Source organism: Paenibacillus sp. GXUN7292 (genome assembly GCF_050864975.1).
Lineage (GTDB): Bacteria > Bacillota > Bacilli > Paenibacillales > Paenibacillaceae > Pristimantibacillus.
This window is the reverse complement of record NZ_JBOZWO010000001.1, coordinates 192,762-218,609: the sequence shown is the minus strand read 5'-3', so window position 1 is coordinate 218,609 and position 25,848 is coordinate 192,762. Positions and strand designations below refer to the sequence as shown.

21 protein-coding genes are annotated in these 25,848 nt (G+C 45.2%); 4 read left to right on the top strand and 17 right to left on the bottom strand.

Going from position 1 to position 25,848, the window contains the following annotated elements:
• Positions 1–115: 115 nt before the first annotated feature.
• The 4 genes from ACRRU2_RS00935 to ACRRU2_RS00920 form a co-directional block, all read right to left on the bottom strand.
• Positions 116–1,804, bottom strand: coding sequence for a response regulator transcription factor (locus tag ACRRU2_RS00935; RefSeq protein WP_432499674.1), 1,689 nt, complete (start codon positions 1,802–1,804; stop codon positions 116–118).
• Positions 1,779–3,536: a sensor histidine kinase gene (locus ACRRU2_RS00930; RefSeq protein ID WP_432499673.1), complete on the bottom strand. Its 1,758-nt coding sequence runs from the start codon at positions 3,534–3,536 to the stop codon at positions 1,779–1,781. Before ACRRU2_RS00930 ends, ACRRU2_RS00935 begins: the two co-directional genes overlap by 26 nt.
• Positions 3,537–3,783: 247 nt before the next feature.
• Positions 3,784–4,461: a YdeI/OmpD-associated family protein gene (locus ACRRU2_RS00925; RefSeq protein ID WP_432499672.1), complete on the bottom strand. Its 678-nt coding sequence runs from the start codon at positions 4,459–4,461 to the stop codon at positions 3,784–3,786.
• A 351-nt stretch (positions 4,462–4,812) separates the two neighbouring features.
• Positions 4,813–8,556: an LAGLIDADG family homing endonuclease gene (locus tag ACRRU2_RS00920; RefSeq protein WP_432499671.1), complete on the bottom strand. Its 3,744-nt coding sequence runs from the start codon at positions 8,554–8,556 to the stop codon at positions 4,813–4,815.
• Positions 8,557–8,785: 229 nt separating this feature from the next.
• Here ACRRU2_RS00920 and ACRRU2_RS00915 point away from each other — a divergent pair, with 229 nt between their 5' ends.
• The 3 genes from ACRRU2_RS00915 (at position 8,786) to ACRRU2_RS00905 (ending at position 12,602) form a co-directional block, all read left to right on the top strand.
• On the top strand, positions 8,786–10,582 hold the full coding sequence (locus ACRRU2_RS00915) for a DEAD/DEAH box helicase (RefSeq protein ID WP_432499670.1): 1,797 nt from the start codon (positions 8,786–8,788) through the stop codon (positions 10,580–10,582).
• Positions 10,583–10,599: 17 nt separating this feature from the next.
• Positions 10,600–11,556: a YqhG family protein gene (locus ACRRU2_RS00910; RefSeq protein WP_432499667.1), complete on the top strand. Its 957-nt coding sequence runs from the start codon at positions 10,600–10,602 to the stop codon at positions 11,554–11,556.
• A 113-nt stretch (positions 11,557–11,669) separates the two neighbouring features.
• The gene (locus ACRRU2_RS00905) at positions 11,670–12,602 is read left to right on the top strand and encodes a hypothetical protein (RefSeq protein ID WP_432499665.1); all 933 of its coding nucleotides are present in this window, start codon (positions 11,670–11,672) and stop codon (positions 12,600–12,602) included.
• On the opposite strand, the gene ACRRU2_RS00900 is transcribed toward ACRRU2_RS00905, so the two are convergent.
• Positions 12,593–12,802, bottom strand: a complete 210-nt coding sequence (locus tag ACRRU2_RS00900; RefSeq protein WP_331699260.1) for a YqzE family protein — start codon at positions 12,800–12,802, stop codon at positions 12,593–12,595. The genes ACRRU2_RS00905 and ACRRU2_RS00900 overlap by 10 nt on opposite strands.
• A gap of 136 nt (positions 12,803–12,938) precedes the next feature.
• On the opposite strand from ACRRU2_RS00900, the gene ACRRU2_RS00895 reads away from it, so the two are divergent.
• Entirely contained in the window at positions 12,939–13,658 is a 720-nt protein-coding gene (locus tag ACRRU2_RS00895) for an N-acetylmuramoyl-L-alanine amidase family protein (RefSeq protein ID WP_432499663.1), read from the top strand.
• On the opposite strand, the gene ACRRU2_RS00890 is transcribed toward ACRRU2_RS00895, so the two are convergent.
• The 12 genes from ACRRU2_RS00890 to ACRRU2_RS00835 all read right to left on the bottom strand — a co-directional run bounded on the left by ACRRU2_RS00890 (position 13,623) and on the right by ACRRU2_RS00835 (position 25,820).
• Positions 13,623–14,438 (bottom strand): divergent polysaccharide deacetylase family protein, encoded by an 816-nt coding sequence (locus ACRRU2_RS00890; RefSeq protein ID WP_432499661.1) that lies wholly within the window; start codon positions 14,436–14,438, stop codon positions 13,623–13,625. The genes ACRRU2_RS00895 and ACRRU2_RS00890 overlap by 36 nt on opposite strands.
• A 364-nt stretch (positions 14,439–14,802) precedes the next feature.
• Positions 14,803–15,138 carry a zf-TFIIB domain-containing protein gene (locus ACRRU2_RS00885; RefSeq protein ID WP_331699257.1) on the bottom strand — a complete coding sequence of 112 codons (336 nt, stop codon included), beginning with the start codon at positions 15,136–15,138 and terminating at the stop codon, positions 14,803–14,805.
• Positions 15,139–15,201: 63 nt separating this feature from the next.
• On the bottom strand, positions 15,202–15,408 hold the full coding sequence (locus ACRRU2_RS00880; RefSeq protein WP_331699256.1) for a hypothetical protein: 207 nt from the start codon (positions 15,406–15,408) through the stop codon (positions 15,202–15,204).
• Positions 15,409–15,542: 134 nt separating this feature from the next.
• On the bottom strand, positions 15,543–15,869 hold the full coding sequence (locus tag ACRRU2_RS00875) for a hypothetical protein (protein ID WP_331699255.1): 327 nt from the start codon (positions 15,867–15,869) through the stop codon (positions 15,543–15,545).
• A gap of 92 nt (positions 15,870–15,961) precedes the next feature.
• Positions 15,962–16,537 (bottom strand): xanthine phosphoribosyltransferase, encoded by a 576-nt coding sequence (locus tag ACRRU2_RS00870; RefSeq protein WP_432499658.1) that lies wholly within the window; start codon positions 16,535–16,537, stop codon positions 15,962–15,964.
• Positions 16,538–16,815: 278 nt separating this feature from the next.
• Positions 16,816–17,847, bottom strand: a complete 1,032-nt coding sequence (locus ACRRU2_RS00865) for a LacI family DNA-binding transcriptional regulator (RefSeq protein ID WP_331699253.1) — start codon at positions 17,845–17,847, stop codon at positions 16,816–16,818.
• Between the two features lie 180 nt (positions 17,848–18,027).
• Positions 18,028–20,334, bottom strand: a complete 2,307-nt coding sequence (locus ACRRU2_RS00860) for an exo-alpha-sialidase (RefSeq protein WP_432499657.1) — start codon at positions 20,332–20,334, stop codon at positions 18,028–18,030.
• 32 nt (positions 20,335–20,366) lie between these two features.
• The gene (locus ACRRU2_RS00855) at positions 20,367–22,142 is read right to left on the bottom strand and encodes an exo-alpha-sialidase (protein WP_331699251.1); all 1,776 of its coding nucleotides are present in this window, start codon (positions 22,140–22,142) and stop codon (positions 20,367–20,369) included.
• 26 nt (positions 22,143–22,168) lie between these two features.
• A complete protein-coding gene (locus ACRRU2_RS00850) occupies positions 22,169–23,083 on the bottom strand; it encodes a dihydrodipicolinate synthase family protein (protein ID WP_331699250.1) in 915 nt (304 codons plus the stop codon).
• Between the two features lie 25 nt (positions 23,084–23,108).
• Entirely contained in the window at positions 23,109–24,047 is a 939-nt protein-coding gene (locus tag ACRRU2_RS00845) for a sialidase family protein (RefSeq protein WP_432499654.1), read from the bottom strand.
• Between the two features lie 23 nt (positions 24,048–24,070).
• Positions 24,071–24,916, bottom strand: coding sequence for a carbohydrate ABC transporter permease (locus ACRRU2_RS00840; RefSeq protein WP_331699248.1), 846 nt, complete (start codon positions 24,914–24,916; stop codon positions 24,071–24,073).
• Between the two features lies 1 nt (position 24,917).
• Complete coding sequence (locus tag ACRRU2_RS00835) at positions 24,918–25,820, bottom strand: carbohydrate ABC transporter permease (RefSeq protein ID WP_331699247.1); 903 nt, start codon at positions 25,818–25,820, stop codon at positions 24,918–24,920.
• Positions 25,821–25,848: the final 28 nt, after the last annotated feature.

Genomic DNA, 25,848 nt, shown 5'->3' with positions numbered 1-25,848 from the left:
TTTTTACTTTCTTGACTTCTCATGACTTATCCAATTACTTCAGCACCAGTTTACCTATAGTTCCTACGCCCGCCACCAGCACACATTTACCTACCATTCCTACCGTCCAACAGCATTATTTATGTCCTTCGACGGTTTTATCGGCAGCGGCTCCGAGCAGATGCGCTTCCCTATACTCCTGCGGCGACCGCTTGGTCATTTTTTTGAAAAAACGCGAAAAATACGCAGGGGATTCAATCCCTACCGCTTCAGATATTTCGCTGATTTTTTTGTTTTCTTGCAGCATCGACATCGCCCGCTCCAATCGCAGCTCGGACAAGTAATCCGTAACGCTTTTTCCAGTCGCCTCTTTGAATAATCTGGATAAATACGACGGATTAAAATACACCCGATCCGCGAGCTCAACCAACGACACTCCAGTATGCAAATTCGCTTGCATATATTCCTTCACATGACGAATGACATTGGATTCCCGATGCTCATGCCGCTCACCAAGCAAACGAAAAATTTCCCGCCCCGCCCAACGATGAAAATCGAAAAGCTCGCTCCAGCTTGCAAACAAATCAGGTTGCGTCAACTTCTCGACAATACCAGGCATATCAAGCAGTGATTGCAACTGCCAACGGTTCATATAAGACAATAATGGCGCGGAAATCCCGAAAAAAAGCTCCAGGCACGAGCTTGAGCTTGAACTTGCGCTTTCCCCTGTCAGATAAGGAATTGCAGCAACGCTTTGCTCTATCTCGGTTAGCGTCTCTTCGAACGCTTCCTTTTGCCCCTTCTCCAACTGCAGCCGTATCAGCTCAAGTTTGCTTCGATCCGGCTGCCAACCGATGGTTGGCTGAGCCTTTTTCTCACGCTCACGCTCGCTCTCCGTCAATAATAACCCGCGGCCATAAATCATACGCTGCATCAGCCATTGCCGCAATCCCGCTTGCTTTTGTCCCACTTGCTCCCAGCTAACCGGCTGCTCTGCTATAATCAATGATAACGATATTCCCAGCTTTGTCCGGCAGTCCGTTTGAATCCGTTCCAAGCTTTCTTCGACATATTTGACCGCCGTCATGCTCTGTTCAGCAACTTCCTTCTCGCCTTGAATAAACCAAATCACACTATCTAACGTGCTTAGCCATTCGCAGTTCCTCCACCGCACAAGCGCGGCTGTGGCAATTAATTGCGCCGCGATCGGAATCAGCTCCGGCTTCATAAATGAATGCTCGCGATTCTCTTCATCTATCCGGGCAATGACGATCATAACAGGCTCATCCGCCTCCAGAGCTATATCCAACTCCTTAAAGCTTTGCCTTCTTTGTTCGGCATCGCACTCCCCGCCACGCAGCAATTCAGCCAAATAATCTTTGCGTAGCGCTGCAATCGCCGATTGCTTCCGGTCCTCCGCCTGCTGCAGCATCCATTGCTGTCGCATCGATTCTTCGATGCTATCAATCGCGCGATGCACGGCGGCAATAATGACATCATCATCCTCGGTTTTCAGCACATAGCCGGCCGCTTCATTTTTAACCGCTTGGTATGCGTAATCAAATTCGTTATGGCCTGTCAAAAAGATTACTTTGCACGCTGGCCATAACCGGCGAATATGCGCGTGCAGCTCTAAACCTGACATTCCCGGCATCGCAATATCCGTAACGACAATATCTATTCTAGTTCGACCAAGCCAGCAAAGCGCATCGGTCACCGTAGTAGCTTTGTATAGATCAAGCTCGACGTCCTTAAACTCTCCAAGCATTTCATACATCCAATCCACTACATGCGATTCATCATCCACGATCAGTATGCGATACATGAGCCATCCCCTCCTTAGATAAACGGAGCTGCACTAGCAATCCGCCGCCGCTTCCTATACAAAGCGAAATCCCGCTGCCAAAGCCAAACTTAATATGCAAGCGATGATGAATATTCATTAACCCCGTCACTTCAAAATCCGGCTGCGACTCGTTCATTGAAGTCAAACGCTTATTCATTTCCCGCAGCTCAAATTCTTCCATGCCAGCGCCGTTATCTTCCACCTCTATAAGCCAAGCGCTCTCCTCCTCGATGAACCGCATATTCACCGAACCATTTTGCTCCTTCGCATGCAGGCCATGTTCGATTGCGTTTTCTAACAAAGGCTGCAAAATAAGACGCGGAACATAGATATATTGAAACGCATCCGGAACATCCCCAATTATCAAACGCAGCCGATTGCCAAGCCGCATTTGTTGAATTTCCGCATAATTTTGCGCATGCTCCACCTCGCGCGCGAGCAGCAGCTCATCTGCTGTATTCCGCGTAATGTACTGAAAAAACTGACCCAGCTTCTTGGATACAACGACAGCGTTTTCATTATCCTCCAACTTAATCATCCGATGCAGCATAAAGAAGCTATTGTACAAAAAATGGGGATTAATCTGCGCCTGAAGCTGTTTCAGCTCCGCGTGCTGCACCAATATTTTTTGCTTATACACTTGATCGATCAAGGAATGCAAATGCTCTACGGTAACATTGAAATAATCATACAAATAAGTAAAATCATCTTTTTTGCGCCGATGAATGCGTAAGTTGAAATCCCCCTCCTGCAGCTTGCGAAATGCGCGAATCAATGTAACAAGAGGCTGATGAATAAACCTGTAAAGAAAGACGGAGAAAAACACAATAATAAGGGTCGCCGTTAATGAAAAAAACCAAAACCAACGCTGATAATTGTGAACCGGACCGAAAAATAAATCACTGTCCACATAACGCGTGAGCCCCATATCCAGCTCCTCCGAACTGTTATACACCGCAAAAAGCCGATCTTTTCCATCCTCGATAAATGTTCTCCCGCTTCGCTCCTGGGGATGCCAATTCAATGCGCCTTGCGTCGCATGAACTGCAGCAATAACCGAACGATCAGCCAAATTTCGCAGCACGACCTGCTCCCCGTCCTCATTGCGCGCCAGATTGGATAACGATTGGGTTAGATTTTCTAGCGATATGCTCAAATCAATGACGAATATCGGCTTGCGTCCAGCAGAGTTAGGAAACGATGCTCTGAGCAACAAATGATCATCTTGAAGCTGCGGCGTACTAGTAAACCGTAACTTGCTATCAACCAGATCTGTCACCTCATTCTCGCTCATAGCAGAAAAACCGTTCCCGCCCGATACCTTCATTGCATTTTGAGGGATATAGGCTACAACATCGGCTATGAGCTCGCTGCTGCTTTTTATTGCATTCAAACGCTGCTGCAAGCGGGTGATTGCCTTTTGCTTTTCGTAAACCGTCTTCACGGGCGAAAGCATAGCCAAATCATTCAAATTGTCATCATTCAAAGCGTCCAGCATAAGCACCTTCATCTGCTCCATGTCTGTCGTCAGCGCATCTAAATAATATGTCATTTGCGAATCAACGGATTGATAAACCTGTTCCTCTACCGCATCAACGCCCCAATTATAGATGAGCAGCCCGATGATATAGATCGGCATGAGTATAACAATGAACAGCAGCAGGAAGCGCAAATATGTCGTACTTGTCCAAGGTATAAATTTATTTTTCACTGCTTCTCTCCTCCGATTATCAAGTCGAAATAGATGATTCAATCCCTAATTATAACAGGACGGGCATTTCGAAATCGATCATACAATGATGACATTATTGACTTTTTATGCTGTATAACATCTTTTTCACTTCTATGGTTGGGAATACTACCGGGCTTATGCAAAATGCAAAAAGACTGTCCTATAAGGCAGCATATGCTACCAACAGGACAGCCTTTTCAGTTTTTCAATTTGAAACCTATGGATGCTATGGATGATCCTTCCGATACAGCTCCTTGCTCTTGTAACCAGCTTGCAAAATCTGCTTCATCTCGACTCGCCGATTTTCACGCGTCTCTTCCTGCTTAGCGCTATAAATATACCTTGCCCAATCTTTGCGGTAGCCTGGCGTCAGCTTCCCATACAAAGCAAGCAGCTCCGGCTCATCCTTCAAATCGTTTTCCACATCGGCAATCAACTCAATATAGTCGTCTACCCGCTGGCTCGCTTTTGTGGATGTGCCCGATTTCCCTTTGCTTTTGGCATCCTCTTTGAGGCCCACCACAGTAAATACATCATCCATCCCAACCATTCGCGCAAACTTGACAGAGCTTGTCCCGATATAGCCTTCTTCATCGCATCCAATGGCCGGCATGATCTCATCGCGGTGCACGTAAGTGGAATACTTTTTATTGCCTTTTTTCGGATAAGCCATAAAAAGATAGCCATTCTTATTCAGCAAGCCTCGCTCGATTACATCAAAAGTAAGCTCCTTCATCGCATTCAAATCAAGCACAAAGGCAAAAATAGTGTCGTATCCGGCCGCTGCAAGACTTGTGTCCGCTTTTTCCAATTCGTCGAAATAATGAGAGCCTTCCGGCTGGTTCAATATTGCAATATCGGTATATTTATGCAAGCTAAGCTTCTGCACAATTGTTTTCTCCATGCCATTGTCAGCTCCTGAACTGATGATCTTGCCCGCGAGGGGCATCATTTATAACGAATATAGGGAGAGTGTCGATTAATTGTGGATAGGGCAACAAGCAAACGAAAGGTAGGTTACTACGATCAAGTTTGGGATTCCGACCGCTGTTGTAGTCCAATTTTTTTGATGAAATAACTCCTGTAAAGGATAAAATTGGCCTACAAAGGCGGACGCTACCGCTTCTCCATTCCCAATCTTGCTCTTCGTTCCCCTTTCTTTTTGCTTATCAATCGTTGCCCACAATTAATCGACACCCTCATAGGTAACATTATAGCATATCCGAACGGCGAAGCCCTGTTCCGAAATGCACCATCAGCACCTGCTATATCCGCAATTGCTGCACTGCTTGCAGCCTTCTATATTAATTAATGACGCGGTACCGCAGGACGGACACAAATCTTTATGTCCCTTAGACAAATTGGAATGATTTGCACCGCTTGCTGTTGCTGACAGCTCATCATAAGCAGCCTGCTGCTCAGACTGCTCGAACTGCTTCTGTTGGATTTCAGAGCCTCTTGTCTGCACATGCAGCTCCAGTGCTTTGGCAACTGCATCCGCAATTGATTCTACTCTGTTTGCGCCAAAGCCACTCGCTTCGGAGCCCCCAATCCCTTTCAAATGCTTGACGAGCAGCTTTACTTTATCGCCATGATCACCGTAACGAAGAAATAACGAGCATACTCTGCCAAGTGCTTCTGCCATCGCAAATACGTCTGAGCCAGCTTTGCCTACATTAAGGAAGATTTCTCCGGGAGTGCCGTTAATATCATTGATTGTAATATATGCCTTCCCGAACGATGTTTGCATTTTGTAGGTGGCGCCTGTCAATATTTGCGGGCGCGATTTGTATCGTTTGTCAGGAGTGCCTATAGAAGTACTTGGAATCAAGTCTTCGCCTTCTGCTTGAATCAATGGTTGAGTGTCTGATATTGGCAGAACATCCGATTGGTCCTCAGAGTCTTGAACCGTATAAGCTTCAGCCTCATTGCTTGTCTTCTCTTCCTGATCCACATCCTTGGTTTCCGTAGAAAGAACCTGAGTATCCCTGCTTCCATCTCGATAGATGGTTACGCCTTTGCAGCCAAGCTCATAAGCCAGTTCATATAATTGCTCCGTATCCTCAATTGTGAAATCGTTCGGAGCGTTAGCAGTTTTGGAGATAGAGCTGTCTACCCAGCGCTGAATAGCTGCCTGCACCCTAATATGATCCTCTGCTGAAAGCGTCATTGCTGTTACAAAATATTCAGGAAACTCCTCATCAGGATGGTCATTCTTCCACTGCTGCGCGATCGGAACATACTGCTTATCGAAGCCGAGACGGCTTTGGCGGAAATATTCAAAAGCGAAATACGGCTCAATGCCGGTAGATGTGCCTACCATCGTTCCGGTACTGCCTGTCGGCGCTTGCGTAATAACCGTTACGTTGCGCATGCCTTTTTCGCGTATTGCCTCTCCAACTTCCGGGAATGCTTCCACAAGCTGCTTCATAAAGCCGCTTTGCAAGTAGCGTTCCGCATCAAAGGCCGGGAAGGAACCCTTCTCAGCAGCAATGTCCGCAGAAGCCAAGTAAGCTTCCTTAGCCATAAAGCCGTATAAATGATCCAAAAATTCGAGGGATTCCGCGCTGCCATACCGAATGCCTAGCTTGATCATCAGTTCAGCAAGACCCATCGTGCCAAGGCCAATACGTCTCTCCAGCTTTTGATTTTGTTCATTTTCCTCAAAATGATACGGAGTTCTGTCGATGACGTTATCAAGAAAACGAACCGCCCAGCGTGTTGTCTCGCCCAGCTTCTCCCAAGCGACATCATGACGCTCCGCATCATAAAACTGAGATAAATTGACCGCTGACAAGTTGCAGACGCCCCAAGCAGGCAGCCCTTGTTCCCCACAGTTATGAACGACTATGCCGTTAGCGATTAATGAATTTGTTATCGGTTCATTGATATCATAAACCTCGATTTCTTCCGCTTTTGTAATGCTGACTAATTTAGAGAAAAACTTTTCAGTTTTTCTAGATTTGCGCGAAATCCTTTCTAAAGCGGCTTGTTTTCTTGAAATAAATTTAAATCCGATTTGCTCTTTGAATGCAACGATGTTATTTCCACTTAAGACTAATTCAAAGAACATATTACTGCTATATTCACGCTTCTCGCCGCTTATCGTTTCATATTTAAAAGGTGCCTGATTTCTTTTGGGACGACTATAAATATGGCCATGTATACCGAAATTGAACAGTAGCAGCTGTACATCAAGAAGCAGCTTCTTGGATGAGGATGTGAGCCGGACTGTGCGATGCATTTCATCATTTTCGTACACTGTGCCATCTGCGCTAAACAAAGCTTGCAAGAAAGCTGCTACAGTCTCCTTAGCTGCCGTAAAAATACATTCAGGTACTTCCTTCTCCGCAGCCGGTACTGCTTTTATCCCGAGATCCAATAATTTATCTCGAAATGCCTTGCGCCACCAAAATAGCTGCGAGGTTCCATTATCACGCTTATGGATTTTTGCTTCTGCGCCACTAAAAAGCTTGCCCGCTTCGATCATATAAGGGATTACTTCAGAATCCTCCATTCCGAAAACCATCCCGATATCTCCACGCTTAGCAATCCAGCCATCGCCAACCAGCCAACCCAAAAACATTCCCCACTGTTTGCCAAGATGATCTTTTTCAGGAAAAATCCCGCTGCCTGATTGAACATAAATGCGATCATTTTCATTCAGTTGCTGGGCTTCTTTCCAACCGGAATCCGTATAAATACGATGCTCAGGTGTAACTTTAAGCTCCAGGCCATTTGCGAATACAAGCTTCAACGTAGGCTTATAACCGCTAGGAAAAACGGTGCCTGTGCGTATACACGTTCCTGTTGTCTCATATTGACGTCCACCAACTACTTTGGCCGCTTGAATGACTCGTTCATCGGTGATCATTGTAAAGGACTTTGTTCCAACTTTTTTATATAACTCTGAAATTTTAATTAGCCCAAATTCAGTAGCTATCCGGGTATCAGGATGAAAGCAAGGATTCGTACTTATGATCGGGTTGAAGTACCAGCTGTTGGACATTTTATTATAGCGTTCCATAAACACGACGCCAGGCTCGGCAGATTTCCAGGCTGACTCTATAATTAACCGCCATATTTCCCGCGCTCTGACCGTCTTATAAGTATCGACTTTTTTGCCAAGCTCTCTCCACTTCGCTATATCTCCGTCCCAAAGCTCGTCGTAGTCTTGCTCCTTCGAATCGGGGAAGACAAGCTCCCACATGGCATCAGCTTTAACGGCTTCCATAAAGGTATCACTGATGCACACCGACAGATTAGCATTTGTCACTAATCCCATCGTCTGCTTCACTGTAATAAACTCCATGATATCCGGATGCCAGTCATTGAGCATAATCATTAAGGCTCCGCGCCTGCTTCCGCCCTGCTCAATCAATCCCGTGGTATGGCTGAACAAGCCGCCCCAAGACACAGAGCCGCTTGACGTGCCGTTAACGCCTGCAACGATTGCCTTGCGCGGACGCAAGGAAGACAGATTTATGCCTACACCGCCGCCCCGAGCCATAATTTCTGTCATTTCGGTTAGCGTCGTCATAATGCCGCCGCGGCTATCCTTTGGAGAAGGAATAACATAGCAATTGAATAAGGTAAGCTCATCGCTCGCACCTGCACCTGCGGCAATTCTGCCGCCCGGAACCAGCTTCCAATCTGTCAGTACATGGCGAAACCGCTCTTGCCACAGTTCTTTTTCAGACTCACTTTCAACGGATGCCATTGCTGCTGCAAGCCTGTCCCACATCTCTTCGGGAGTGTGCTCAACCGTAAGCGTCAGCTGCTCAACCGGAGCATGGACGATCTCGCCGCTGCGCAGCTCTACAGTAACCTCACTTCTGTTTCTTTCAATTACTTTACCTACTTCCTTCGTTGGAAATTTAGGATCATCCTTGACCATAACGAGCACGACATCGCCAATTCGAACCTGCTTTGAGTCTGCATTTTTTTTCGCATAACGGTCTAAAAATATTTTTTCGCTTAATCCTTCCAGCTTTGTCACATGTATCGTCTCCAATCTAGGATACAATATATTGTATATAAATCATTTTAACACACTATATATAGAAATTATATGTAAAAAATCACTTCGTAATATTAATTTTTGTTTATGCCGACTATCCTTATTGTTAATTTTATTCTCTCCTATATACAAAGCATTACTAGTTTTCTCTCTCTTGGGTCATACTATTAGTTACATAGTGAGAAAACGTAAAAAGGAGCCGTCTAAAATGTTCCAATCGACACCAGCACAAGCTGCCGACGCAGCAGTTGAATCACATATTGCACTGCGCAAGCTGCATCCGCTTGTACAGCTTCAGCATGATCGCACCTGGTTTCATGAACTGCAGGAGCGGCTTAGCCGTAACGGCTCATGGGATAACTGGACGTTATATCAGCTTGCCATGGAGGCTGAGCAGGCAAAAGCAATTAATAGCTTCGAGCAGCTAAAATGTCTGGGCAGCCTGCCTGACTTGGAGCCGCTGCCACACCAGATCAGCACTGCGCAGAAGGTGCTCCATTCCATGGGAGGACGAGCTATTCTTGCAGATGAAGTTGGGCTCGGAAAAACAATAGAGGCCGGTCTTATTCTAAAAGAATATTTGATAAAAGGCCTTGTAAAGCGTGCGCTTATTCTTGTCCCGGCCTCGCTAGTGCTGCAATGGGTGCGTGAACTGAATCAAAAATTCGGCATTGCTGCAGTAGCGCAAAAAAGAGCGCACACATGGGGCTATGATATTGTCGTTGCCTCCATTGACACCGCCAAGCGTGAGCCGCACAAGGATACAATTCTGGAAACGGATTACGATATGATCATTATCGACGAAGCGCATAAGCTTAAAAATAAAAAAACGACCAATTACCAGTTTGCGGTACAGCTGCGCAAAAAATATTGCTTGCTGCTTACAGCGACGCCTATTCAAAACGATCTTGATGAGCTTTACAACTTGATTAATTTGTTGAAGCCCGGACAGCTTGGCGGCCAAAGCGAGTTTTCTGCCAACTATGTCGTTGACAAGCGCTTGCCCAAAAATGAAGACCAGCTGCAGGAGGCGCTTTCTTCCGTTATGATCCGCAACCGGCGCGGCGATGGCGGCATCAGCTTCACCCGTAGAATTGTAAAAAACATACCTTTGCAGCTGTCCGAAGAGGAAAAGCAGCTTTACGATGCGGTAACAAGCTTCGTAAAGGAGCGCTATGAGGAGAGTGAAGGTTTACTAGCCAATATGCTCTCACTGGTCACTCTGCAGCGCGAAGTATGCAGCAGCCGCGATGCTGTTTTTTTAACACTGGTCAATATGTTCAAAAAAACAGAGGAGCAGTCGCCCCTGCGTCCCAAAATATGGGAGCTGGTAGAAAAAATTCGGGGCATTAAAGCTAACACGAAGGCTGAAAAAGCGCTGGAGCTTATTAAGGATATGAATGAGAAGGTTATTATTTTCACGGAATACCGCGCTACCCAAGAATATTTGCTGCAATTTTTCCGCGAGCACAATATGATCGCCGTACCTTACCGGGGTGGCATGAATCGCGGCAAAAAGGATTGGATGATGGATTTATTCCGTGGCCGGGCGCAAGTGCTTATTGCAACGGAAGCTGGCGGCGAAGGCATCAATCTGCAATTTTGCCACCATATGATCAACTTCGATCTGCCCTGGAACCCGATGCGCGTAGAGCAGCGGATCGGCCGTGTTCACCGGCTAGGCCAGACGGAAGATGTAAAAATATACAATCTATGCACGCTCGGTACAATTGAAGAGTATATTGTCAGCCTTCTGCACGAAAAGATTAATTTATTTGAGCTCGTGATCGGTGAGTTGGATCACATTTTGGAACGCTTCGACAAGGGAGAAGCAATCGAGCAGCAGCTGGCCAAAGCGCTGCTTGAATCAAAAAGCAATGAGGATTTTATCGAGCAATTTAATAAGCTGGGCAGCTCGCTGCATCAAGTTAGAGATGAGGTTTGTAAAGAAAACGACGCAGGTGCACCGCTTGATTTGACTAGCTGGCAATCAACCACAGAGTAGAGGTGAACATAACCCCCGTGAATGAACGTGAAATTCATCAATATGTACAGCGGTATCTCGATGCAACCAATTGCACAATTTTGGAAAAAGCTCCCGATCATTTTATCGTCAAGCTTTCACCGGATGCCGACCGCGCTTTAACGAACCGTCCCTATTATTGGGGCTTCGTTGATCGCGTAGGCGTTGAGCCGGAAACGATGTCCTTCCTGTTCGTAACAAACAGCAAGCAGTATGACCAGCAAGAAGTTTCCGCCAATATTCAGCAAGCGGATAGCGAATTTGCAAGTGAAACAGCTGAGATGAGCGGAAGCGATGCACATTTGGTCCGCTCGCTTGGCTTTGTGCCTGCTAGCTTGCAGGAAGGCAAGCGCTACCCGCGTGAAAATCTATACTTTGGCGCGCGCAAGCTGGAGCAAATATTTGATGCTGCCAAGGAGAGCGGAAGCTATGTTTGCCTGTTTGAGCAGCCTAACCGCAGAAACGCGAATCCATTTGAGTCAGCAGCATACACAGCGTGGCTTGGCGTTAATTTAAAGGTGGAGTACATTTGCGATCAGAAAAAAGAAGAAATTTACAGCTTCGGCGTATCTCTCATTACAGGGCATTGCGTTGAAGGTTTTCATGACAAGCTGCTTAAATGCCGACTCTCCCCCCAGCTGCCATCCAATATTCATATTGCCAAAAATGGCGTCACAGCAATTCGCGCACTGCAAATTATTGAGCAAACACTCGAAAGAAAGCTGAAGCAAATGGATTATGGATGGGCAGAACAAGCTTCCTTGCGGCTGGAGGAAGAACTTGATAGAGTAAGCAGCTACTATAATAAATTGCTGGAGCATGCGCTTGAGGAGAACAAAGCCGGAATTTCTGAGCAATTCGAGCAGCGCAAGTCTGAAATTCGCCAGCAGTATGAGCCTAGAGTGATAGCATCCGCTATTAACTGCGGCATTTTTCATCTTGAAGGCATCGATTGACGTTTCCCCCATTCAATCGCCAAAAAAAGCTGTTGCTTGCATCGCTATTCGCGACACATTGCAACAGCCTTTTTAGAGCTTGTCCGATAAACTAGCATGGAGGTGATCAGATTATGAACGCTAGAACAAAAAAATTAGCAGTCCTGTTCGTGCTAACTCTTACTTTATTTGCCGGCGCGAAGCATATGAATGCGGAAGCGCCTGCAGAAGCGCCTGCCGAGCAGCAATTAACGGAGCTTGCTGAGCAATGGTGCAAACAGCTTGCTGCGGATCCATCCTTTGCCACTTGGCGCGGCGCTAAACTTTCTGTTTATCCGCTTGGTCCAGGCACTCACAGCTGGATGGTCATACTTTCCCAGCAAGAAGAGCGCGTAGGCTATTTTATTATTCACGCTGTAGAAAACGGCGGCTACACGCTTGGCGAATACGGATTGGACCCTTATATTTCTTTGCTTGATTCCTTTGAGCAGCAGACCTCGCTGCTGCCAGGCACTTATTCTAATGAAAATAATGAAGCTGCAGCCTTTTATTATATTCATCCCTTCCTTGCTGTATATGCATCGAACAATGCGGCAGAAGGACTCTATGAGCTTTTCAGCAGTGAGCAATTGCCTGTCACAATTGATCAGTTTAAAGCGGAAGCGCAAAGCAGCTCATTAAAAGCCAAGCAAGCTGAGCTGCAGGCTCTGACTAATAATAAAATTGCAACAGCCGGCCTTTCTAGGCTTGCTTCGTTTGCCCATGTCGAGCCCTTTGACAGCTTTTCCAGCATGCCTTGGTTAACGAAAGCTTCTTTAAATCAAAACTATTCACTTAAAGAATTAAACATACTGAAAGCGCAAATCATTAAAGCCATTCAAAAAGACGAGCAGCTCCGCTATGTTACGGAGCAGTATAAGGAAGCAGTGCTGTTTGCATCATCCGTAACCGGATATCATCAATGGGATGAGCAGCTTTATGTTGCGCTTTCTGTGCCAGAGCATCAAACTGCAGTTCGGTACATTCCCCTATCTGTTCTGATGGCATACGGGCATTTTTATCGCTGAGCTTTATTTTGACGGCGGTCCTGCCTTTTTTTGTTCCATAGTATAATGCTTAAACCGCCTGCTCCAAACCAACGCACTAGCCATGGCTCTCTCGAAGCTTTGGCTATTTTTTTTGCTTCTCTTCTTTGCTCAATGGGCTGATCCACATAATGTACAATTTGTTCAGTTACATATTTAACCAAATCATTTCCTTTTGCCATACTTCCACCTCCTGTTTCAGCATCGTTATATTAAGCTTTCCCTCTTCAAACTAAACATAATCATGAATCAATTCCCCATCCAAAAGGCACTCTATTTGTAAGCAAACTACTGCTAAAGCAAATGGAGGATTTTAAAATGCTGAAATGGTTTTGTATTGCTGCAACGATATGCCTGCTCCTGTTAAATCCGCAAGCACATCCCAAGCCTCAAAAAGTGAGCCCAGCAAACAAAATGGAATCTACTGCTTCACCTCATACCCAATGGGCTGTTCCTCATACGACAGTCATACTTGATGTTGGGCATGGAGGCATTGACGGCGGCGCTTCTTATGGCGATGTGCTGGAGAAGGATATTAATTTGGCTGTTGCAAAAAAGCTATACGCTCAGCTTATCAAGCAAGGCATTACAGTAGTCATGAATCGCACGAGCGATTACGCGCTTAGCGAGGATAACCGCTGGTCAACTGGACGCAGCAGGCATGGCAAGGATTTATCGCACAGAAGACAGCTTACGGAAGAAATTAACAGCGGCCTTCTGATCAGTCTGCATGTGAATGCTTCACGTAATACTTCAAGCCACGGGCCAGTTGTTTTGCATCAAAATACGGGCGAAAGTGTTATGCTTGCTCATTTTATTCAAAATGAATTGAACAAACAACATAAAACAGCCTTCCTTCCTAGAGAAGGAAAGCCGTTTTATTTGCTTAAGCGAGTCAAAATACCTGCTGTTATCGTTGAAATGGGCTTTATTAGCAACAGCAATGACAGGCAAATGCTAACCGATCCAAAAAGTCAGGAAAAAATTGCTGAAGCGATCGCATCAGGGATTGGACAATTTCATTGGACGGTTCATTAGTTCAGTCGGAGCAAGCATATCCGTAAGCTTAACAAATCGGGTCGTCGGGGCCATCGTTGGGATACTTCTTTTTAGAACGGCAGCCGTATGCTTGCCTGAAGGCCCAACATGGCCTATCGTGATAACGCTATCCTGATTTTCAAGCAGCTTCTTCACCGCGGCTACCTGTTTTGCCACATGCGCCTCACTATAAACATCATCCAAAAAGACTTGGTTGCTTAAATAATTCACGCCAAGCTCCTCCGCAATTTTGGGAACAACTGTTTTATGGGTCGTCCGGCTATCCAGAAAAAACAGCCCTTTTTCTTTGCAGACAGTTAAAATAACTGTCATAACGCGTTCATCAGCCGTTGCTTTGGAACCCATATGATTGTTCATGCCAACGGCATGTGGCACATCGGCTATAGCTTTTAATACCCGAGCGCGTATTTCTTCATCGCTCATTTCCACTGTTATCGCGCCTGGACCTAGCCACTCCTTCTTACCTCTTATCGGCTCCAAAGGTAAATGCACAATGACATCATGCCCACGGCGATGGGCTTCCTCAGCATCCGCCTTAGTACTGGGCATAAACGGCATGATCGCCGCTGTAAAATGAAACGGCATATTAAGCATTTCAGGCGTTCCATTCATGTGATTGCCAAAGTCATCAATAACGATCGCAATCTTTTTCTGTGTCTGTCCTTCTATTTCGGATTCTGCATCTGCTGACAGGCTTGAACTGGTGATTAACATCGCAATAATGAATGAGCTAGCAGCTGCTCGTACGGTTCGAAACATAATTTCACATCCTTGTTTTGACGAAATGAGATACGGTTTCATTGTTTGTTATTTAGATGTAAATTATGCCCCGATAGTTGGAAAGGATTATGTAGTCTGCTGTCGAATATTACTATTTATTATTTGGACAACTAATAACGCTTGCTTGACCCTGCCATGATCGGCAAGGGCGGGATTGGACTATTCAATACAAATCGCAGATTAGTGAAAAGGTACGGTGCGGGACTAACTATCCAGAGCAAAATTAATGAAGGCACCTCGGTTTCCTTCTTTATCCCTCATTCAACGCCATAGCAAACAATCCCCTATGCTCCGGTATTCCGAAGCATAGGGGATTGCTATTTTAACAACCATATGCAAGCGATCAATCAAATAAGTCGCCCAAAACATCAAGCATATTTTTCTTCTTTTTATAAGGTCGGCCATATTTGTCAGTTGCGTATTTTCCTTTGCGGTAATCCTCTCGATACTCTTTTTGCTGATAATAAGTTTGATCATGCTGTACAGGCGGCTCCATATAGTTGGCAGACTGCTGCTCCATACGGTCATAATCTCTTTGCACCTCTTTAACGCCCTGCATCAGCTTCTCCAGCTCTCCGCGATCAAGCCATACTCCCTTGCAGTCTGGACACACATCGATCGCAACTCCGTCTTTAACAACTTCTCGCATTCTGACATCATCACAGATTGGACATTTCATGGCATATGCTCCTCACATTATTTGTTATTGGGTTGTGCGTTCATGTAATGTTTTGCACAGTACTCAAATGCTTCGGTCCTGAGAGGCGTCAATATAGCGGTAGCTTCTGTTCAGCTTAACGACTCGGCGATTGGGTCGGCGCAGGACAACATGGCTGTCATCCCAAGCTACTACGATTCCAATAACATCATTGACTTCCATTTCATCGCGAATCGCGCGCACCGAATTACCGTTTTGGCGAAACACATCTAGTTGTTCATCCGTAATCACGTTGTCAGCCTCCTTCCAAAAGAATAATTAATCGACAGCTTCTATAAACAGTTATACATTGTTGTATTTACAAAAACACCTCAATGAATGCATACGCAAATCATTGAGGCTGGTTTCAAAAAATACAATTATAATTAGCCGACATGTTCTTTGGAATCGTTGGTTTCTGTCTCATACCATTCATCCAGCACTCTTGAAGACATGACTCTGTTGCATATATATGCGCTTTGCTTGATGGTAAAATGATTCTGCCACTCTATTCCAAGCTCATCACACAGCTTCACAATCGTTAAAAGCTCGGACCAGGCTACGTAACGCTTATACCAAAAAAATTGCGGATGCTCAATCATATAAGGATACAAATCGTCAAATTCTGTATGCTTGCAATCGAGAGCGCGCTCAAAATGAATTTTTGCAGCAATAAGCTTTTCGTCCATAAATTCAGCAGACATTGTTCCCATAGTTGTGCCCCCCTTCATTTCTCATGTTTATTATAAGTTATATTTGTAAACGTGGAAAGAGGATTTGATTGGTTGCTAAGTTTTAACTAAGATTAATCTTGTTCAAAGCTGATTACACCATCATGCAGGGAAGCGATTTTAACGAGCGATTCTACACGAATGCCGCTTTCGCGCAATGATTTCCCGCCTGCTTGAAATGACTTTTCCACAACAATGCCAATTCCTACAAGCTCTGCTCCTGAACGCTCAATAATTTTGATCAAGCCTCTTGCGGCGTCGCCATTAGCAATAATATCGTCAATAAATAACACTTTATCATCTTCTGTTAAAAACGGCTTGGAAACCATAATATCGGTTACCATACCTTTAGTAAACGACGGTACTCGCTCAGTATATACTTCTGTATCGCCCATCAGCGTTTTTTTGCGTCTTGCAAATACTAATGGAACGCCTAGCGCGACTGCTGTTGCAAAAGCAACGGCAATACCGGAGGATTCAATCGTTATGACCTTTGTAATGTTCTGTTCGCCGAACAATGATGCAAACTGCTGACCCATCTCCAGAGTAAGCTCTGGATCTACTTGATGGTTCAAAAATGCGTCCATTCCAAGTACATCATTCGAAATGACAGAGGCTTCTTCCATAATTCTTTGCTTAAGTTTGTTCATTGTTATAACCCCCGCTAAAATCCTTTTTCATAACTTACCATACGTATGCCGGAATGCGCAACTAAAAGTACAAACTTTACTCTAAAAACGCATCGATGTGTCAGGGCTGCTTTTTCTTACATCAATATATAAATGAATGAGCAACTATGGCTTCATGCGCTAATGTTTTTCAAAATTCACATTTCAACCAAAAGAATCTCCTCTGGACATGGTCCGAGGAGATTCACTCTTTACGAAAAACCTAAATATCGTTATCTGAAATTTACTCCATATTTTTTTCATAAGTCTTCACGGCTAATAAAACCGCCGCATGATTTACGCACCAATAGTTTAGTTTCAAAGTTCTGTACAATAGGTGAATCTTTATGATGATTGATTAAATCGAGCATTATTTCTACACTGGCAGTAGCCATTTCCTCGACAGGCAAATGCATCGTAGTGAGCGGCGGAGTAGTAAATTGTGAAAAGTCGTCGTCATCATGCCCGACAATCTCAATCTCCTCCGGTACGTTAATGCTCTTCTCATTCAAAGCATTAATAACGCCCACAGATATCTGATCGCTCAATATAAACAAGGCTGACGGTTTCTTAGAGGACTCCAATAGTTGCATAGCGGCATTATATCCGCCCTTCTCGCTAAACTCCGAATAAATGATATGCTCATCCGCCACCTTTAAACCAAGCTCCTTAGCCTCTGCCAGAAAACCTTCTTTCCGCAAACGAATTGCTGCTGAAGAAACATCAGGTATAATAATGCCAACGTCCTGATGACCGCGGTTAGCGAATAAACGGGCAACTTCCATTCCGGTATACGAGTTATCGACATTGACGCAGGAATATTTGGTCGAGCTTCGCTGATACAAGACAATGGGAACCATTGGATTTGATTCCTCGAGGTATTGCTCGTCCTCTTCTGTGGGATTGGCAATAATTGCACCGTTGTAGCGCGTACCTGTAATCAAGCTTTTCATACTGCTTAGATCCGATCCGACATACGGTTGAATCAACAGCTCGCATTCTTCACTCGAATAAAAGATTGAATTCTGAATACTTTTCAGAAATCGTCCGATCAAGGAGGTACGGGTATCGATCGTCCAGAACAACGCAATAATAGGTGCAACTGTCTCTCCGCCTGAACGAAGACGCCTCGCAGAAATATTGGGCCTGTAATCAAGAGCCTTGGCAGCGTCCAAAATCCTCTTTTGTGTAGCTGATGAAATTCGATATTGATCGCCTTTTCCATTCAACACAATAGACGCCGTTCCTTGTGCTACTTGAGCAAACTTCGCAATATCTTTAATACTAGTCATTTATTCATACCTCCTTTACTTTTCAAATTTCTTATTAAGATTAGAGTTTAAGCAAAGAGCGAGCCGTAGAACATATTGTTCCGCGGCTCAGCAAAGTTATTATATTAGCTTATCAAGCAGCGTCTGAATTTCAATATACACCGAGTCAGATTAAAAAAGCAATGATTCAGATTGTCTTCATTATAGCTTCAGTAATCGATAGATGATTACTGCCGTTTCTGCCCTAGTGGCAGATTTCAGCGGTTTCAGCGCTTTGCCGTCCCCTACAATAATACCTTCTTTTACAAGCGCAGTAGCACTTTCCCTCGCATATTCGGCTATCATGGAAACATCGCTAAAATGACTGATGTCTTTATACGTACCACTTTCTATTTGCTCTCCAGCCAGAAGGAGCGCTCTATGAACTAATACCATAATATCTTGTCTGGTAATGTTCGCTTTAGGATTGAATCGTGCGCCATCAGTCCCTTTAGCCAAGCCAAGCTCTCTGGCGACCCCTAACGCTTCATAGTAGTAGTCTGTTTTGGCAACATCTTCGAAATTAGAATGGAATTCCGCCTTGAACTCAAAAGCTCTGACAAGCAGAAGGAGGAAATCGGCTCGAGTTATAGACTTTTCCGGACTAAATTTTGTCTCGGACGTGCCAAGGATTACTCCCTGTGCCGTCAACGCTTCAATCGCATCTCGCGACCATTCATGCTTGCCAAGATCGGTAAATTTCTTTTCAATAGGCGTTTCTGTCTCAGGCTCTGGATCCGTTGTTTTAGGCGGCTCAGTCGGAGGATAAACAACTCCTGCCGCTCTGACAGTTATTTGCGCGTAAGCATTCAGCGACTTTCCGTCCACATTCACAGTTCCTTTTACTTTAAAAGTTCCTGCTGCTTTATATTGCCCCGGATCTATCGCTTCCCAAACAACCGGATATTCGTTTGTCCCTTCTTGAAAAGTCACTTTTACTTTCGCAGGCAGTTTTGGCTCGTACCCCTGAGTCGTAACAACATTTACTTCCTCTATCTCATAAACAAAATCAATAAACTTGGCTATACGAATGTTTTTCATATCACCATCATTAATAGCTTGGCTATAGGACACATAAATCGTTCCATCCTTAGCTTGTATGACAGCCGGATAATGAATTTTATCCTCTTTGTCCTCCGTTACCTGAATGGGTCTGGTTGTCCATGTCGCACCCTCATCATCGGAAATCGAGATGCTCAATGAATTTCTGCCGTCCAAGGAATCGGTATGCGGCAAAACCCATTCCCCGGTTTGAAGCTTCACAATATCGAAGCCTGCATTATGTTTTAAATTCGGCTCTACTTGAGTAACTCCCCAAGTGACGCCTCCGTCTGCCGATTCGTTAAACACCATTTCCCCGTTCGGTGAAATATTCCTGAAATAGGATCTTAACGTTCCATCTTTCTTTTGCACCGTTGCCGCTTGAATATTTCCCGCTCCTGCAATAGGATCGCTATAATTCCAAGTCGTCCCGTTGTCGTCAGAATATGCCATGATCGAAGCTCTCAGGCTATCCGAATAGAGCGGCAGCAGCAATCTTGTTTTCCCTCCATACTCAATTTCCATCGCCTTATTTTTTGTTTGCCAGCCTATCACATTATAGATCGGATTCCACTCACGCAGATTATTACCGGCTCCGGTTGCTCTATCGAGGGCCTGCGGAAGCTCTTGGGTCTGCATCCTAGCTACGAAATCATCCGTTTTATCGCCATATGCCCGCGATGCCTGTATGCTATCTGTCGATTCTTTGATGGCATTCCTTAACTTCACAGCAAAGGAATCGATAATATACCTTTTTTCACCCGATGGCTTGCCGATGACTTCGACATAATTGTCTTCGCCTACTTGGCTGATCAGACTGGCATCACTGAAATATCTCATTTCCGATCCTTTAATGCCATGTGTAAAAGAACCATTGCTCCAGGTGCTTTTGCCTGTAAAATCATCACCTGGGTTAACATACATAATTTCTTGCCAATCCCATTTCGGAGCCTCTTTAAAGCCGCTTGCATATTCATAGTTTCCTTTTTCGGCATAAACATATTTAGGCTGGGAGGTTTCAAAGCGATTCGCCAGTATCGGATACCAGAACAGCCACAGTCTTTCATTCTTATCCATGTATAAAGAAGGATTAATATCAGGAAACCCCGGAACATCTACCATTACAAATGGTTCGGTCCATTTGCTTTCACCCTGCGGAAGCCTAGCCCCCATAATTTTAGTGCTGTCCCCATCCTTCTCCCCGCTGCCCTGGAACCAGGCAACCAGTAATTCTCCGTTGCCCAGCTCAACAATTGTCGATCCATGAATATGATTCTCGCCGCAATCGCACATCAGATCAAATACATCGATAAGTTTCGGTTCATTTAACTTACTGGCGGCATTCGCCTTTGGAACAGCTGGAAAAACCAATAAACTGCATGCAACAACCAGGCTTAATGCCACACTCACGATCTTGTTTATATTCACGCCAACACGCTCCCTTCACCTTGATAAGCTCGTTATTTTTGAATATAAATCGTTAATTTAGGCGCTATTTCAGGCAATAAATTCGCAGCAAATCCTTCTGGCAAATTAGCTGTGTCTATTACACCTGGTATATCTTTAATCCAAGAATTCGGCTTGTATTTATTAGCAAGCTCCGTTAAATTCCAGCTGACTCCAAGCTTTACCTCTTGCGTCTTGCCATTCGGAAGCGGATTCAGATAGGTTAAGTATCCATTGACCTCCGTAGGCAAGCTGAGCTTCTCCAGTTCCGTTATGGCGATTTTGCCAGTTGACTGGTCCATATTGGCCTCATCGACGGTAGATCCGTCAATAACCAAATCAAATTTTTCATAGCTGTAAACGACTTGTTCGGAAGCATCTTTCGCATCGCCTTCTTTAATCCAATCTTCATCAATTTTCAAATATTTAATGTTGTTATAGTTGGCTAAAGAATTACCATCCTTATCTACATCGGCGGATGTGTAATCCACTGTATAGGTAATATGGATATTGCCTTCCGCATCGCTGATTACCGCAGGGTAGTGATAATCCCCCCGTTCCGCCCTTCTGTCTGTTTCGATATGGCGTCTATATGACCACGTTTTACCATCATCGTCCGATAACAGCACAGCTAACGAATAGCGGCCATCCTCCACATTGTTATGGACAAACACCCAATTTCCATTTGGAAGAATAGTAAGATCATGACCAACCCCATAGTCGAACAAGTCATTTCGGTCCATGCCTATCGTCCATGTCATTCCATTGTCCTTTGATTCCGAATAAACAACTCGATACGGGGCTTTTCCATTGTCACGAAGATAAGCAACCAATGTACCGTCCTTTTTCTTCACCATCGAAGCTTGAATAATAGCCATGCCTACTATCGGTTCGCTAAAACTCCAAGTTTCTCCGTAGTTATCGGTAATCGCCATAACCGAAAATTCTAAATTATCGGAATATAGCGGCAAGATCATTCTTGTTGCGCCATCAGCCAGCTTAAAGGAATACGGCTTATCCTTCGTTTGGAAGCCCAGTCTTCTTCCTAGCGGATATCCCTCTTTTATCGAATATACTGAACCTTTCGCGAGCCGCATTCTCTCTATGGCAAATTGAGCCCAGTCATTCCTGAATATCTCATTCATCCCTGCACCGCCATCCTGCTGGGGCTTGAATGTATAATTCTCAAATTCCTTCAATTTAGCTTCTAAATTCAGCACAAACGGGTCAGTAGGCTGAACGCCAAATGGATGATCGCCAAGTCTTACATAGATGGCATCTTGCCAGTCCCATTTTGGAGTCTGCTCGTAACCGTTGGCATATTCATAATTTCCTTTTTCGGCATATAAATATTTGGGCTGGGAGGTTTCCCATCTGCCTGCCAGCACGGGATACCAGAACAGCCATAGTCTCTCCCTATCGTCCATATATAGCGCCGGGTTAATATCCGCGATCCGAGGGGTATCAGCAAGTACGAATGGAGTTGTCCATTCTGTCGCTCCCACCGGCAGCCGTGACGCCATAATTCGGGTGGTTGTACCGTCGCGCTCGCCATTGCCTTGGAACCAGGCGGCCATCATTTCGCCATTATGAAGCTTAACGATCGTAGAGCCGTGCGTATGCTCTTTATTAGAGCCGCCATCCAGCACTGGAGCAAAAATATCCTGTGACGGAGCCATTGTAGCAACTGTCTTCTCTGCGTTTGCGACATGACCCTGTCCATCAAGCCCAAAAGTTGATAGTACTAATGCTGTCGCTAAAGTAGTCATCAATACTTTTTTTAACCGCATTTTACATTCTCCTTTTAATATAATGATTAAGCCCACTTCTTAATAAAACGGTCAAGTTTATCATCTGCTGCTGAATCCATAGCGAGACTTGGATGGCTGACCTTTTCCGGACTCAGGCCCATCATGCTAAGCAGTTTTTTGCGTAAAATTAAGGCTCCAAGCCAGCTGTCCCCCACCTTGTTAAACTGATTAATTATACTAAGCTCCTGCTGCAAGTCTTCTGCTCTTTCATGCTCCTTAGCCGCGCAAGCTTCATATAATTGCACCAATAGCTTGGGAAATACATTGCCGAGTGAAGGAACAAGGCCGTCAGCGCCAGCCAATAACGCTCTTGCGGACAAGCTTTCATCCCCAACGAATATTTGAAACACTTGGCTGGACGCTTTTTTAATTCGCAGGCAGGCATGAATATAATCATAATTGCCGCTGCTGTCTTTAATCCCGATAATATTAGGTACATGAGACAGACGTTCAACTACACTTGGGGCAATATTCACGCCTACTGTCGCTGGCATATTGTACATCATGACAGGCAAGTCCGTGCTTGCCGCTATTGCTTCGAAATATTGAAGCTGTTCCCGCTCATCGTTGACTGGATAATAATAGGGCAGCGTACTGACAATAACATCAGCTCCCCAGGAGTGAGCCTTCTTCATATTCCGCAATACCTTGCGCGTCCCCGTATCGCCGACACCTACATATACAGGCACCCTTCCAGCAGCCTGCTCGATCGTAACGCGAGCAACCTGCTCCTTCTGTTCATCATCCATTCGAGCAAATTCTCCTGTCGTGCCCAGCGGGAATAATCCATGTACACCGCCCTTCATCATATGCTCGTTTAACTTTCGCAACGCATCAAGCTGCACCTCTTCGCGCTCATTAAGCGGGGTTACAGTCGGAACAACGATTCCTTGCAGCTTTCTTCCATCGAGTCTCTCCACTCTAAGTCATCCTTTCTATGTGTCATCAGCGGCTAAGCACGACTTCTATATGATTGATCGTTTGACGTTGATTCGTATAAACAATATGAATCTTGCCAGATTGCGCCTGAATCATCGTGGGATATGAAAACTCGCCCTCCGAATCTTCAAGAACAGCAGTCAGCTTCCAATGATTGCCTTCATCGGTGGAATGAGATACAACGAGGCGATGCCGTCCGGTCGCCGTGTCATTATGCACAAGCAGCAAGCCCTCATCGCTGCGAATGAGATCAATCCCCGTATTGTTATTCACTAACGGCAGCGGCTGTGAGGCCGTCCAGCTAAGTCCTTTATTATAAGACCAGGATACGTAAATAAACCCTTTGGAGCTGCGGGAATATGCAAGAACGCGTCCGTCTTCCAGCTCGACAAGCGATGGCTGAATGGTAATGCCGCGTGCCGTAGCATCACCGTACTTCCGCCAGGTTTGCCCGTTGTCCTCTGACCGCAAAATAAGCGAGCACCAGGCGCGTTCATCATAAATCGGCAGCAATATTTCTCCTGTTGTCAACCGTAACGGCGGCGTGCGCAGCATCGTGCCGGCTTCATCCCATAAGAGCTTTTTCGGAGACCAGGTCGCCCCATTATCCATAGAAGATGTGTATGACACTTTCGCCTCGCTCCACCAATCTCCATACAAAATAACAAAATATAAATTCAGCTTTTCCCCGTCATGCCAGAGCACCGGATTGCCCGTTGAAAGCCCCGGCAGTTCCACTACGACTCTCGGCTTCTCCCATCCACCTTCGGAGCCGGATTTGCTCCAATACAGCACCGTGTCTTTGGAGCCCTCGAACGATCCCGAGTACCAGACACAAGCCAGGCTTCCATCCGGCAGTTCCGCAATCGAGGCTGAATGACAGGCAGGAGGCGTTAAGGTTTCAGTAAATACAGGTTGTAGTTTTTTGATAGTAAAAGTAAGCATGACAGCCCTCCCAAGCTCGCTACCTATCCTTTCACACCGGATGAGGTAATGCCTTGTACGAAATATTTTTGTAAAAACACAAACATAAGCAGTGTAGGCAAGGTCGCCATTACAGAGGCGGCCAAAGTAATGCCGTAAGCAGGAGCAGATCCGCTAGCCCCCGCGGACGCGCTCATAAATTGCGCCATGCCTACCGGCAATGTCTTGCTGGCCTCTGAATTCGTTGCAATGAGCGGCCAAAGAAAGCTATTCCAGCTTGAAACAAAGGTAATGATCGCAACTGCCGCAATGACCGGTTTGGATAACGGCAATATTACCTGCAGCCATATGCGGAAGTCGTTGCAGCCGTCTATTCTTGCCGCATCCTCAATCTCAACCGGTATAGACATAAAGAACTGTCTAAGCAGATAAACACCGGTTACATTGGCCGTCGTTGGCAAGATCAACGCTATAGGATGATCCGCAAGCTTGAATTCCGAGAACATAATGAATAACGGAATAATATCAATTTGCATGGGGATAAGCAGCATGGAAACAATAAGCGCAAACAAAAACTTCTTGCCGCGAAATTCCAAGCGTGCTAGAGCATAGGCCGCCAAAGAGTCAAAAATAACGACAATAATCGTTGAAACTACTGCTACAATTAAACTGTTTCTGAGCCAAATGAAAAACGGAAATCGCTGAAGTACCGATGTATAGTTGTCCGTCGTTGGTGTTTCTGTTACCCAAACAGGCGGATATTGTAAAATATCAAATTCATTCTTGAAGGAAGATGCGATCGTCCATAGAAGCGGTATGCCAAAAAGCGCAACTGCCATCATCATGAAAATAAAAAGGAGCGGTTTGGATAGCTTTCTTTTTTTCAGCATATTAAGCCTCCTTTCTGACTCGCATCGTCTTCATTTGAACGATAGCGAAAAGAACGAGAATCGCAAACAGGGCAAATCCAATCGCAGAACCATAGCCTAGATTAAAGTTGCTGAAGGCTTGGTGATATAAATACTGAACAAGCGTCAGAGTAGCTGTTCCAGGTCCTCCGCCCGTCATTACATACACTTGGTCGAATACCTGGAAGCAGTTAATGACTGTCATCATGACAACAACGAATGTAGTTGGAAGAAGCAATGGCAGGGTTACGCTGGTCAGCCGTCTCCATGCGCCCGCACCGTCAATCTTGGCCGACTCATACAGCTCTTCGGGAATTTCCTGCAACCCTGCCAGAAAAAGCACCATATTATAGCCGACAAGCCACCAAGAGGTCGTAATGGCGATAGATATCATAGCCATGCCGGAGCTGGTCAACCACTCTACTTTTCCAATCCCAACAAAGCTTAACGCATAGTTGAGCAAGCCTATATTGCCGTCATATATCCAGTTCCAAATAATCCCTACAACGGTAGACATGACAACATAAGGAGCGAATATTACCGTGCGCGCAAAAGCCTTTCCTTTAATCGGAGCATTCAATAATATCGCTAGGAAAAGTCCGGCTATGATTAAAGTCGGTGCTGTTATCGCCATAAAATATACAGTATTCAACAGTGCAGTATGGAACATTTTATCCTTCATCAGCATCGTGAAGTTATCAATCCCCACCAGCTCAGGACTGCCAATAATATTCCATTTGGTGAATGAGGTTAACAGCCCCGCAATGCCCGGGCCCAATCGAAACATAATAAACACTAGTAAATAAGGCAGTAAAAATAGTAGCGCTGTATGCCACTGCCTCCTATAAATGCTGTCATATTTCCGTTCAACTTGTAAGGATTCCACTCTGTAGTCTCACTCCTCTCGTTGAGTC